Origin of the sequence: Amycolatopsis sp. NPDC089917, assembly GCF_040684635.1 — a bacterium.
In the GTDB taxonomy this organism is placed as follows: Bacteria; Actinomycetota; Actinomycetes; order Mycobacteriales; family Pseudonocardiaceae; genus Amycolatopsis.
On record NZ_JBFBGL010000026.1, the window covers coordinates 101362 to 112971 of the forward strand.

At 68.9% G+C, this 11610-nt stretch carries 10 protein-coding genes and 2 tRNA genes; 6 read left to right on the forward strand and 6 right to left on the reverse strand.

Annotation, left to right across the window (positions count from 1 at the left end; translation table 11 throughout):
- Positions 1 to 552: 552 nt before the first annotated feature.
- A tRNA-Lys gene (locus AB0N89_RS20400) sits at positions 553 to 625 on the reverse strand.
- A 237-nt stretch (positions 626 to 862) separates the two neighbouring features.
- On the opposite strand from AB0N89_RS20400, the gene AB0N89_RS20405 reads away from it, so the two are divergent.
- Positions 863 to 2041 (forward strand): Ig-like domain-containing protein, encoded by a 1179-nt coding sequence (locus AB0N89_RS20405; protein ID WP_364206631.1) that lies wholly within the window; start codon positions 863 to 865, stop codon positions 2039 to 2041.
- A gap of 242 nt (positions 2042 to 2283) precedes the next feature.
- On the opposite strand, the gene AB0N89_RS20410 is transcribed toward AB0N89_RS20405, so the two are convergent.
- Together AB0N89_RS20410 and orn are read right to left on the reverse strand one after the other, a co-directional pair.
- A tRNA-His gene (locus tag AB0N89_RS20410) sits at positions 2284 to 2359 on the reverse strand.
- Between the two features lie 77 nt (positions 2360 to 2436).
- Positions 2437 to 3045: an oligoribonuclease gene (orn, locus tag AB0N89_RS20415; protein ID WP_364206613.1), complete on the reverse strand. Its 609-nt coding sequence runs from the start codon at positions 3043 to 3045 to the stop codon at positions 2437 to 2439.
- 112 nt (positions 3046 to 3157) lie between these two features.
- On the opposite strand from orn, the gene AB0N89_RS20420 reads away from it, so the two are divergent.
- A complete protein-coding gene (locus AB0N89_RS20420; protein ID WP_364206615.1) occupies positions 3158 to 4684 on the forward strand; it encodes a helicase HerA-like domain-containing protein in 1527 nt (508 codons plus the stop codon).
- A 47-nt stretch (positions 4685 to 4731) separates the two neighbouring features.
- Positions 4732 to 5109 (forward strand): DUF3224 domain-containing protein, encoded by a 378-nt coding sequence (locus AB0N89_RS20425; RefSeq protein WP_364206617.1) that lies wholly within the window; start codon positions 4732 to 4734, stop codon positions 5107 to 5109.
- Positions 5110 to 5211: 102 nt separating this feature from the next.
- Here AB0N89_RS20425 and AB0N89_RS20430 read toward each other — a convergent pair whose 3' ends face one another.
- The 3 genes from AB0N89_RS20430 to AB0N89_RS20440 form a co-directional block, all read right to left on the reverse strand.
- The gene (locus tag AB0N89_RS20430) at positions 5212 to 6183 is read right to left on the reverse strand and encodes a trypsin-like peptidase domain-containing protein (RefSeq protein ID WP_364206619.1); all 972 of its coding nucleotides are present in this window, start codon (positions 6181 to 6183) and stop codon (positions 5212 to 5214) included.
- Positions 6184 to 6274: 91 nt separating this feature from the next.
- On the reverse strand, positions 6275 to 7603 hold the full coding sequence (locus AB0N89_RS20435; protein ID WP_364206621.1) for a M20 family metallopeptidase: 1329 nt from the start codon (positions 7601 to 7603) through the stop codon (positions 6275 to 6277).
- The gene (locus AB0N89_RS20440; protein WP_364206623.1) at positions 7600 to 8370 is read right to left on the reverse strand and encodes a methyltransferase domain-containing protein; all 771 of its coding nucleotides are present in this window, start codon (positions 8368 to 8370) and stop codon (positions 7600 to 7602) included. The genes AB0N89_RS20435 and AB0N89_RS20440 overlap by 4 nt, the downstream gene beginning before the upstream one ends.
- Positions 8371 to 8513: 143 nt before the next feature.
- On the opposite strand from AB0N89_RS20440, the gene AB0N89_RS20445 reads away from it, so the two are divergent.
- From AB0N89_RS20445 to AB0N89_RS20455, 3 genes are read left to right on the forward strand one after another with little or no spacing between them, the layout of a single operon-like run.
- Positions 8514 to 9446, forward strand: coding sequence for a DNA-3-methyladenine glycosylase 2 family protein (locus AB0N89_RS20445; protein WP_364206625.1), 933 nt, complete (start codon positions 8514 to 8516; stop codon positions 9444 to 9446).
- A 43-nt stretch (positions 9447 to 9489) separates the two neighbouring features.
- Positions 9490 to 10203 carry a M50 family metallopeptidase gene (locus AB0N89_RS20450; RefSeq protein WP_005166702.1) on the forward strand — a complete coding sequence of 238 codons (714 nt, stop codon included), beginning with the start codon at positions 9490 to 9492 and terminating at the stop codon, positions 10201 to 10203.
- Positions 10204 to 10254: 51 nt separating this feature from the next.
- On the forward strand, positions 10255 to 11487 hold the full coding sequence (locus AB0N89_RS20455; RefSeq protein WP_364206627.1) for an aldehyde dehydrogenase family protein: 1233 nt from the start codon (positions 10255 to 10257) through the stop codon (positions 11485 to 11487).
- The last annotated feature ends 123 nt before the right edge of the window (positions 11488 to 11610 follow it).

Consider the following 11610-nt stretch of genomic DNA (forward strand, 5'->3'; position numbering starts at 1 on the left):
GGCGTTGATCGCCGCGGCCTTGTGGTCGCTACGGCCGTGTGGCCATAGGAGGCACGAAGGCCCGACCACCCTGTGCGAGGGTGCTCAGCCCGTCGAATCCGCGGACGCACCTTGTGCGACATGACGAAAGTCGACGTCCCGTTCTGTTCCCAGACCAACGCCGCGTCCGACGACTTACCTTCTCCGTGGACATTGCGGGCTTCCCCGACCTGCAACTTCCAGCCATAGGGGAGTCGATCAAACAACAGCATCGAGCCTGCTTGCTAGCCGCGATACTACACCCTGTTCCGGGTTGATCGAGCGCTGCAACCTCCGGCTCATGCGGCGTGCCCATCTGCCTGGTTGGGTGGCCAGGTGCCCGAACGCGAAGCCGGTCAACGTCGAACTTGGGCAAGGCGGCGTTGAAGCCCCGCTTCGGGGGGGGGGGGGGGCGACAGCTCGGGCTCACCTCGGGCGCGGATACGACCACAATGGACAGTAAGGAAGTGGAAGAAATGCGTCCGCATAACACAAGGCCCCACGTCATCGAAATTGACACGTGGGGCCTGGGTGTGCGCCATCAGGGACTCGAACCCCGAACCCGCTGGTTAAGAGCCAGCTGCTCTGCCAATTGAGCTAATGGCGCCTGCTTGTTTCGCCGCTTTGGTGTTCCCCTTGGCGACGTGGAAAACATTAACACAGGGTTGCTGGGGCCCGTTTCAGGGGGGTCCCCTAACGACGGGCCGGGACGGATTCGGCCATCCGGCCGCAGGCGTTGCGCCCGGTCAGGCAGACTATAGCCAGACGTTGGGGTTGGTACCACGCGAAACGGGCGGTGTGCATGAGGGTCTGGGGAGCGACGGGGCGGTCGCGAGTGGCTTGGGTGGCCTTGGTGGCCGGGTTCACACTGGCCGCGTGCACCAGTACACCGTCGGGTGACACATCGTCTCCGGGTGGCTCGCCCGGTGGTTCGCAGCAGAGCGGCGCGCCCGCCCCCGAGCCGAAGCCCGCCGCTGTGACGCTGACCCCGGCCCAGGGTGCGGCGGACGTGGCGCCCGGTGAGCCGGTCACGGTCGCCGTCGCCGACGGGAAGGTGGGCGAGGTCAAACTGACCGGCGCCGACGGCAAGGTCGTCGCGGGCAAGCCGAAGGAAGACGGTTCGGGCTGGGAGTCGGCGGAGCCGCTCGGCTACGGCAAGACCTACACCGTCACCGCGGCCGCGACCGGCACCGACGGCAAGCCGGTCACCGCGACCTCGACGTTCTCCACGTCCAAGCCGGGCAAGCAGATCGGTGTCTCGATCAACCTGGTCGAAGGCGAGACGGTCGGCGTCGGGCTGCCCCTGATCTTCACCTTCACCGGCAACGTGCCGGACAAGGCGGCGACCGAGAAGGCGCTGAAGATCGTCACCGAGCCGCAGGCCGAGGGCGCGTTCCATTGGTTCGGTGAGAAGACCGTGATGTGGCGGCCCAAGGAGTACTTCAAGCCGGGCACGAAGATCTCGGTCAACGCGGCGATCTACGGCAAGAATCTCGGCAACAACACCTTCGGCCGTGAGGACAAGCCGGCGAAGGTGGTCGTCGGCGACAAGCTGGTCGCGACCGCGGACGGCGGGACTCACCAGATGAAGGTCGTGGTGAACGACCAAGAGGTCAAGCAGATGCCGATCTCGATGGGCAAGCCGTCGAGCAGCACCCCGGCCGGGACCTACACGGTGATGAGCGAGCACACCGGGTACACGATGGACTCGAGCACCTACGGCGTCCCGACGGACAGCAAGGCCGGCTACCGGACGTTCGTGAAGTACGCGGTGCGGATGTCGAACAGCGGCATCTTCTACCACTCGGCGCCGTGGTCGGTCGGTTCGCAGGGCAAGCGGAACGTGAGCCATGGCTGCATCAACCTGTCGACCGAGAACGCGAAGTGGCTGATGGACACGTCCAAGAAGGGCGACATCATCACGGTCGCCAACTCGGGCCCGCAGGTGCTGGAGCCGACCGACGGCTGGTCGGTGTGGCAGATGTCGTGGGACGACTGGAAGACCGGCGGCGACCGGAACTGACCCGATGTCATGAGGGGTCCCCTTAGGACGATTTCCGTCCGAAGGGGACCCCTCAGTGCTTTCCGGGGCCACCCGCAGGCTCAACGCTCACGGCACCGAGCGTGGTCACCCGCGGGACCGAACGGATGGGGGTCCGGGGGCGCAGCCCTCCGGCGGGGGCTTGGGGGCTCGGCCCCCAAAAAAAGGCGAAACCCCAGCCCGTTGGGAGGGGCTCGTCAAGAGCCCCGAACAGACTGGGGTGATGGGGTGAGCGACGGGTTTCGAACCCGCGACCTCCTGGACCACAACCAGGTGCTCTACCAGCTGAGCTACGCCCACCATCGCCGGGCTCGGGAAGCTTCCCATCACCTCGGCCGCACTATATTAGCGTGCCCGTTTCGGGGGCTCGCAACGGGTTACCGTTCGTGGCGTTCCTGCACCTCAGCGGCCGCGGCCTTGGCCTGTTCGGTGGTCGGGCCGGGCTGGGGGACGAAGGCGACGCGGCGGTAGTAGTCGAGCTCGCCGATGGACTCCTTGATGTCGGCGAGGGCGCGGTGCGCGAGGCCCTTCTCGGGCTTGGCGTAGTAGATCCGCGGGTACCAGCGCCGGACGAGCTCCTTCACCGACGAGACGTCGACCATGCGGTAGTGCAGGTGCTCGTCGAGGGCGGGCATGTCGCGGGTGATGAAGCCGCGGTCGGTGGCGATGGAGTTGCCGGCGAGCGGGGCGACGTTGGCCTCGGGCACGTGTTCGCGGATGTACTCGAGCACGCGCTGCTCGGCTTCTTCCATGGTGACGGTGGAGCGCCGGACCTCTTCGGTGAGGCCGGAGCGGGCGTGCATTTCGCGGACGACCTCCGGCATGCCGTCGAGGGTTTCGTCGTCGGTGTGGATGACGATGTCGACGCCTTCGCCGAGGACGTTGAGCTCGGCGTCGGTCACCAGCGCGGCTATTTCGATCAACGCGTCCTTGGCGAGGTCGAGCCCCGTCATCTCGCAGTCGATCCAGACTAGGCGGTCGTTCACCCCGAAACCCTAACCCGACCCGGGGATTCGCGACGCGCGACGTGCGGGTTCGGCGCGTTGCTGGCAGCGTGTGCATCCTCAGGTGAGGCATATCACAGATCAGGGAGCGACAGTGGCCGAACAGGGTCCAGCCCAGGAGATCGCGCAGGGTTACGTGAGCGAGGGGGCCGCGGTGGAGCTCGGCTCCGTCGTGATCGACGGCAAGGCCGACGCCGGGGCGGCGGTCCGCCTGCCGTTGGCGACGCTGAACCGGCACGGGCTGGTCGCGGGCGCGACCGGTACCGGCAAGACGAAGACCCTGCAGCTGATCGCCGAGCAGCTGTCGGCCGCCGGCGTGCCGGTGATGCTGGCGGACGTGAAGGGCGACCTGTCGGGGCTGGCCGCGCAGGGCGAGAGCAACGACAAGATCGCCAAACGCGCGGAAGAGCTGGGTGACGCCTGGGAGCCCGCCGGGTTCCCCGTGCAGTTCCTGTCGCTGGGCACGGGCGGCAAGGGGGCGCCGATCCGGGCGACGATCACGAGTTTCGGGCCGATCCTGCTGTCGAAGGTGCTGGGGCTCAACGAAACCCAGGAGTCGACGCTCGGCCTGATATTCCACTGGGCCGATCAGCGCGGCCTGGCGTTGCTGGACACGAAGGACCTCCGATCGGTCATCACGCACTTGACCAGTGACGAGGGCAAAGAGGACCTCAAGGGCATCGGCGGCGTCTCGGCCGCGACGGCCGGGGTGATCCTCCGGTCGCTGTCCAATCTGGAGGCTCAGGGCGGCGAGGACTTCTTCGGCGAGCCCGAGCTGGACGTCCACGACCTGATGCGCGAGGTCGACGGCAAGGCGATGGTGACCTTGCTGGAGCTCGACAACCTCCAGTCGAAGCCCGCGCTGTTCTCGACCTTCCTCATGTGGTTGCTGGCCGAGCTGTTCGAGGAGCTGCCCGAAGAAGGCGACCTCGACAAGCCGAAGCTGGTGTTCTTCTTCGACGAGGCGCACCTGCTGTTCAACGGTGCGTCCAAGGCGTTCCTGGAACGCATCGAGCAGACCGTGAAGCTGATCCGGTCGAAGGGCGTCGGAGTGTTCTTCTGCACGCAGCTCCCGACCGACATCCCGAACAACGTCCTGTCCCAGCTGGGCGCGCGGGTGCAGCACGCGTTGCGCGCCTTCACGCCCGAGGACCAGGCAGCGCTGACGAAGACGGTGAAGACGTACCCGAAGACGAAGCACTACGAACTGGACTCGGCGCTGACGTCGCTCGGTATCGGCGAAGCGATCGTCACCGTGCTCTCCGAGCGGGGCGCCCCGACGCCGGTCGCGTGGACCCGTTTGCGCGCTCCGCGCTCGAAGATGGGGTCCATCGGGGCCGAGGCGATCTCCGCGGCGACGGCGTCTTCGGACTTGCACGCGAAGTACGCCGAGACGATCGATCGCGAGTCGGCCTACGAGAAGCTCGCCGCGAAGGTGGCCGAGCCGCCTGCCGGTGAAGCTCCGCCTGAAGCGCCTCCGGCTCCGAAGCAGGAGAAGGAAGCGCCGGGAATGGTCGAGCAGGCGATGAGCAACCCGGCGGTGAAGTCGTTCTTCCGGTCGGCCGCGAGCGCGCTCGGGCGGGAGATCACGCGCGGTCTGTTCGGGAACCGGAGGCGGTGAGGAATACCTGACGGGTTCTGTCAGGTATGTCCGGCAGGCTCGGCGTCATGACCAACACCGCGACAGCCGCGTTCACCGTGGACGGCTGGGAGCCGCAAGCCACCGAGAAGCCCGAAGCCACCGAGTTCTCGCGGGTGCTGCTGACCAAGACGTTCACCGGAGCCGTCGAGGGGACCAGTGCCGTCGAGATGCTCACCGTGGTGAACGAGACTTCATCGGCGTACGTCGCCTTCGAACGGCTGGCCGTGTCCGTCGACGGGCGCAAGGGCGGCTTCGTCCTGCACCACTCGGCGGGGGAGAACGGGCATCACCTGATCGTCTTGCCGGGCTCCGGTCACGGCGAACTGGCCGGCATCACCGGGACGGCGGAGATCGTCAAGGACGACGAGGGCAACCACACCTTCACCCTCACGTACGAACTCTGAAATCCCTGAAGGCCTCCTTGCCCGCGCCCCGAACGTGGGCAAGGAGGCCTTCACGGACATCGCCTGCTGGGCCGCCCCCTGACAGCGGTCCAGTCGGCCGCGTCAGCCGACGATCTGGTCGACGATCTTCTTCGCGTCGTTGATGGGGATCGCGAAACCGATGCCGATGCTGCCGGTCGAGGTCGGGTTGTACAGCGCCGAGTTGATGCCGATGACGTTCCCCTGCGCGTCCACCAGCGCCCCGCCCGAGTTGCCCTGGTTGATCGGGGCGTCGGTCTGGATCGCGGTGTAGCTCGGCCCCGCTTCGTTCGTGGTCCGGCTGTACGGCGAACGCCGCTCCTGGCCGCTGCTGAGCTCGTCGAGCTTGCGGTTCAGCGCGCTCACGATGCCGGTGGTCACGGTGTTCTGGAGCCCGCCGGGCGAGCCGATCGCGACGACCTGCTGGCCGACGGCGAGCTTGCCCGAGTCGCCGAGCGAAGCAGCGGTCAGCCCGCTCGCGCCCTTCGCCTGGATCACGGCGATGTCGGCCTTCGTGTCGGCGCCGACCACGCCGGCCTTGTACTGCTTGCCGTCCGACAGCGTGACGGTGACGTCGCCTTGGGCGTCGGCGACCACGTGGGCGTTGGTCAGGATGCGCCCGTCCGCCGTCAGGATGACGCCGGAGCCGACGGCCTCGCCCTGCGCGGTCGTCACGTTCACCTGGACGACGCTCGGCGTCACCTTCGCGGCGACGCCGCTGACGTCACCCGAAGTGGTGTTCCCGACCGGCTGCCCGGTGGCGACCGTGGACGAACCCGTGCCGGAAGCCGACGACGCGGAGCCGAAACCCACGAGTGCCGCTCCGCCGACCCCGCCGACGAGCGCGGCGGCGAGCGCCGTCGCGCTGACGAGGACGGCGACCCGGCCCGCCTTCTTGCGTGGCGGCGGGACCGGTGCCTGCGTCTGGGCCGGCGGCGGGGTGAAGAGCGGATTCGGCGCGGCCTGCCAAGGGGTGTAACCGGGGTACTGCTGCTGGTGCGGCGGCTGGTGCCCACCGGTGGAGGCGGGGCCGGGCCGACTCTCGTTCTCGGTCATGGAACAAGATTCGCGTCCGTAGTTGTGAACCGCCTGTGGAAAACCCCTGTGCTTTCCTGAGAAGAATCAGCTGAGAATTCTCAGCGTTTCCTCAGTCGAAGAACGCGGGGACGTCCAGTGCTCCGCCCGATGCCTCGAACTCCTCGTGCACCGCCGCGCGGAGTTTCGCGTCGGCCAGGTAATCGACGGCGGTCATCGCCAGTCCCAGCGCGCCGTCGGCGACCGCGCGATCACCGTCCGGGGAACCGGCCGCGGCCGCGAATTCCTTGGTGTGCAAGGCGGTTGTCGGCCCGGCGATGGCGATCATCGGGTGGATCGCGGGCATCCGGTAGGAAAGATTCCCGAGATCGGTCGAACCGGTGAGGAATTCGGGAACGATTCCCGGCGGCAGCGGTTTGCGGCCGGCGTCCACCTGATGCACCGACCATCGTCCGGCGAGTGTGGTGTTGAACCGGATAGGCAGATACGCGGGCTGGGCGTCCCACAGCAATTCGACGCCGCAGCCGGTCATTTCCGCCGCGCCGCGCGCGATCGCCGAAACCCGCTCGGCGAGGTCGCGCAACGTGTCCGGCTGCGCGGAGCGGAGATAGAACAGCAGCGCCGCGCGTTCGGGGACGACGTTCGGCCGCGCGCCACCGTCGGTGAAGACGCCGTGGGCGCGGTCGCTGGACGGGAGATGCTGCCGAAGCGCGGCGACACCCTGGTACGCGGCGACGGCGGCGTCGAGCGCGTTGCGTCCCATAAACGGCTGGGCCGAAGCGTGTGCGCCGACACCGTGGAACACCATTTCCAGCTGCCGCCTGCCGAGGAACGGGTGCATGGCGATGTCGTGGCTGAACGGGTGCAGCATGATCACGGCGTCGACGTCGTCGAAGACACCCGCGCGGGCCAGGGTTTCCTTGCCGCCACCGCCTTCCTCCGCCGGCGTGCCGATCAGCGAGACCCGGCCGCCCAGCCTTTCGGCGACCGCCGCCGCGCCGAGGAAACCGCCCGCGCCCGCGGTGCAGATGACGTTGTGCCCGCAGCCGTGACCGAGGCCGGGAAGAGCGTCGTACTCGGAGAGGACGGCGATGTGCGGGCCGCTTCCGGGCGTGGTCGCGACCAGGGCGGTGTCCAGTCCGCCCGCGCCGATGGTCACCTCGTGCCCGTGCCGTTCGAGCAGGTCTCCGAGCGCGCGGACCGAGCGGTGCTCGGCGAAGCCCTCTTCGGGGTGAGCGTGCAGGTCTTGGCTCAGCTCCACCAATTCCGCCGTCAGCGCGCGGATCCCGGCGCTGACGGCGTCCCGGGTGGCGGGGTCCGCGCCGTCGTGCGGCGAGCCGAGGGGTTCGGCCGCGGCGACGGCGTCCGCGGTCGCGTCGACCAGCGAGCGGAGGTAGCTGTCGTCGGGCGGAATCGGCGAAGCGTGCTCAGAGCGGATCATTTCCGGATGTTAACCGGTAGCTCTCCCGTGACGATCTGAGTGACACCGGAGTACCGCTCGCCGACGCGGTCGAATCCGCACCGGAACAGCTTCAGCGCGATCTCGCCGCGGTCGAACATCCGCTGTCCGCTCAGCCTGCCGAGGAACGTGTCCGCCAGCCGCATCGGCTGATCGCTGTGCCGGGCGCTGGTCAGCAGCACCAGCGAGCCGCCTGGTTTCAGCACGCGGGCGAACGAGTCCAGCGCCGCGTCGGGGTCGGCGAACATGTGCAGCGCGGCGAAACAGCAGACGGCGTCCACAGTGGAATCGCCGAGCGGGAGGTCGACGGCGTCGGCGCGCAGATAGGCCACCGAAGCCGGGTTGGGCGCGGCGAGTGCCTTCTCCAGCATGGTGACCGAACCGTCGAGACCGATGGACAGCCCGTCCGGGCCGACCGCTTCGCCGAACGCGCGGGTGAACCGGCCGGTGCCGCAGGCGACGTCCAGCGCGACCTGGCCGGGGCCCAGACCGAGCGCTTCGATCGCGATCCGGATCTCGTCCGCCATGCTCGGCCCGGTCAGTCCTTTCGCGACCCTGCCCAGCGTCGGACGCCAGTAGCGCTCGTAGATCATCGGCACGGCGGAGGTGCGCATCAGCCGCTGCGCGAGCCCGGTCGGCGGCCCGGCCTGCGGGGTTTCCCCCAGCAGGTCGAGAAAACCCTTGTCCGGCCCGGAGGTCGTGGTGCCCGGCCGAAGCAGGCTCAGAAGACGTTCGCGTTGGTCCGGCATGACTGCTCCCTTCACGGTGGTCACCCGAGAATCTGCCATGACCGGTCCGTTCGCGACATTCCCGCCGCCGCGACCCGAAACTGTCGGTGCCCGTCTCTAACGTCGGAGGGAGTCGCCGTTCCCCAGCCGAAGAGGACCCCGAAATGACCGGCTCGATCCTGCAGCACACCGCCTCGACCACGCTTCGCATCCCGGTGCGCGGCCCGTTCGACCTCGACAAGTCCATCCGGTTCCTGACCGACTTCCCGCCCGCGTGCCGCACCGACGCCGCCGCCGAACCCGGCACCCTGCGCTTCGCCTTCCCTGCCGAAGCGGGCTGGGAGCACGTCGGCGCGGCCGTCAGACAGAGATCCCCCGGCTCGATCGAAGTGGAGGTCTTCGCCGACGAAGGGCTCGCCGTCGAGGTCGGCGCCCAGGTACGGCGGATCCTTTCGGTGGACGTCGACGGCGTCGGCTTCGCCAAGATCGGCACCGCGGATCCCGTGGTGCGCCGCCTCCAGCAGGAGTTTCCCGGGCTGAGGCCAGTGCTGTTCCATTCGCCGTACGAGGCGGCCTGCTGGGCGATCCTGAGTCACCGGACGCGGATGTCCCAGGCCGCCGCGGTGAAACGACGGCTCGCCGAGGAGTTCGGCAGGCCGGTGGACGTCGGCGGGAAGGTCCTCACTTCGTTCCCGGAGCCGGACGTCCTGGCCGGGCCGGAGGCCGGGCGCGGACTGCCCGAGGTGAAGGCCGAGCGGCTGCGCGCGGTGGCCAACGCCGCCAAGGACGGTCTGCTCGACGCCGCGTATCTGCGCGCGATGCCGGTCCCGGACGCGTTGAGCTGGTTGCAGCGCTTGCCGGGGATCGGCCCGTTCTCGGCGCAGCTGATCCTGATCCGGGGCGCCGGGCATCCGGACGTCTTCCCCGCGGACGAGCCTCGGGTGCAGGAGGCCATGCGAGTCGCGTACGACCTGCCGGAGGCACCGACCGAAGAACTGGAGGAACTGTCGGCGGCGTGGCGGCCGTTCCGCAGCTGGGTGGCCTTCGCCCTGCGGAACGACCGGAGTCTCGCACGCGCGGGAACGGAGGTTCGATGACCGCCTGACACCGGGCATATCCGGCTTGTGGTGAGCTTGTGCGGTGAGCTCGTCTCCCGCCGAAACGGTTTCCGACATCGCCCAGTCCACCCCGCCCGGCACGATCACCCTGGTCACCGGTGGTCTCGCCCTGCTCGTGGTGCTGTCGGGCAGGCCTTGGCGGATCGCCCGCAACCTGATCACGCTCGTCCACGAGGCGGGCCACGCGCTCGCGGCGGTGCTGGTCGGCCGTCGGCTCCAAGGGATCAAGCTGCACTCGGACACCTCCGGCGTCACCGTCTCCCGCGGCAAGCCGGAGGGACCGGGGATGGCGTTCACCGCGCTGGCCGGGTATCCGGCGGCCGCGGTGCTCGGACTGGTGTTCGCGGGGCTGCTCTCGTCGGACCTGATCACCGTCGTGCTGATCGTGATGGCGCTGATGCTGCTGGGCGTGCTGGTGATGGTGCGCAACACCTACGGCGTGTTCGCCGTGGTCACCAGCTCGGTGGTGCTCGGGCTGGTCGCGCTGGTGGCGCCGTCGTGGTTCCAGGCGATCTTCGTCTATCTGCTGACCTGGTTCCTGCTGTTCGGCGGTGTCCGGCCGGTGGTCGAGCTCCAGATCAAGCGGCGCCGGGGAGCGGCCAGGGATTCCGACGCCGATCAGCTCGGCAGGCTCACCGCGGTGCCCGCCGTGCTGTGGGTGCTGGTGATGGCCGTGCTGACGGTGAGCTGTCTCTTCGCGGGCGGGTTGTGGCTGCTGGAGCCGACCGTCGCCTGACCGGGGCGGTACGGCACACTGATGGCTCGTTCCGCGCGGAAGGAGTCGGAGATGGACGAGGTCGCCAAGGCCGTCGAGGAATGCGCTCGATCGGCGAAACGGGCCGCGCCGTCACTGGCCGCCGCCTCCGCGGAGGCGATCGACGCCGCGCTGAACGCCATGGCGGACAAGCTGGTCGAGCACGCCGACGTCGTGCTCGAAGCGAACCAGGCCGACATCGCCAAGGCGCGCGAGGACGGTATGAGCGCGGGCCTGCTCGACAGGCTCACCATCACCCCCGAGCGCCTGACCGGCATGGCCGAGCAGCTCCGTCTCCTGGCCGGTGCGCCGCACCAGGAGCGTTCCGTCGACGTGTCCACTTTGGACGGAGGACTGCGGCTCGTGGAACGCCGCCGCCCGGTCGGCGTGATCGGCGCGAACTACGAGGCGCGCCCGAACGTCACGGTCGACGTCGCGTCGCAGCTGGTGAAGTCGCGGAACGGCGGCGTCCTCCGCACGGGTTCCGCCGCGCTCGGCTCGGCCCAGCGCCTGCGCGAGACCGTGATCGCCCCCGCGCTCACCGAAGCGGGTATCGACCCGGACGTCATCCAGCTGGTGCCGCGCGCCGAGCGCGAAGCGGCTTCCGCGCTGGTCCGGTTCCCCGAGCTCGTGCCGCTGGTCATCCTGCGCGGCAGCGGTGACAGCACCCGGGCACTGGCCACCGAGGCGGCCGTCCACGGCGTCCGCACGCTGGCCCACGCCGACGGCGGCGGCGTCCTGTACGTCGACGAAGCGGCCGACACCGACAAGGTGCGCGATCTGGTCTTCAACAGCCTCGACAGGCTCGGCGTCTGCAACCGGCTGAACCTGCTGCTGATCCACGAGGCCGCCCACGACCGCGTCTGGCCCGGCATCTCCGGCGCGCTGGCCGAACGCGGCGTCACGCCGTCGCTCGCCCCGCACGAGCACGCCATCGGCTACGAGTGGGCGCTCGACTCAGACCGCGAAGCGACCGTCACAGTCGCGAAGGTCGCGAGCCTGCCCGAAGCCGCCGAGATCGCCAACGAGCGCACCTCGGGCCTGGCCGCCGGCATCGCCACCGAAAGCAACGAAGCCGCCGACGCGTTCTTCGACGCCTACACCGGCACCGGCGTCTTCTGGAACGCTCCCACCCGGCTGCTCGACGGCTTCAAGCTCCTCGCCGTCCCCGAGACCGGCATCAACTTGGACAAGGTCCCCGGCCCGCGCGGCCCGGTCACCTACACCGACCTCTACGTGCGGCAGTACGCCGTGCTGCCCGCCTGAGCTCGCGCGGGTCGTGAGTGGCGTTTCAGCTCCCGAGCATCTCGCCGAGTACACCGCACGATTCAAGGAGATCCTCGACGAGCACCGGCTCGAAGCCGGGTTCTACGGTCATTGTTCGGTCGG

Coding starts and splice junctions, on each gene's coding strand:
- AB0N89_RS20425 (WP_364206617.1), top strand. CDS start 4,732: ATGACCAACACCGCGACAGCCGCGTTCACCGTGGACGGCTGGGAGCCG.
- AB0N89_RS20430 (WP_364206619.1), bottom strand. CDS start 6,183: ATGACCGAGAACGAGAGTCGGCCCGGCCCCGCCTCCACCGGTGGGCAC.
- AB0N89_RS20435 (WP_364206621.1), bottom strand. CDS start 7,603: ATGATCCGCTCTGAGCACGCTTCGCCGATTCCGCCCGACGACAGCTAC.
- AB0N89_RS20440 (WP_364206623.1), bottom strand. CDS start 8,370: ATGCCGGACCAACGCGAACGTCTTCTGAGCCTGCTTCGGCCGGGCACC.
- AB0N89_RS20445 (WP_364206625.1), top strand. CDS start 8,514: ATGACCGGCTCGATCCTGCAGCACACCGCCTCGACCACGCTTCGCATC.
- AB0N89_RS20455 (WP_364206627.1), top strand. CDS start 10,255: ATGGACGAGGTCGCCAAGGCCGTCGAGGAATGCGCTCGATCGGCGAAA.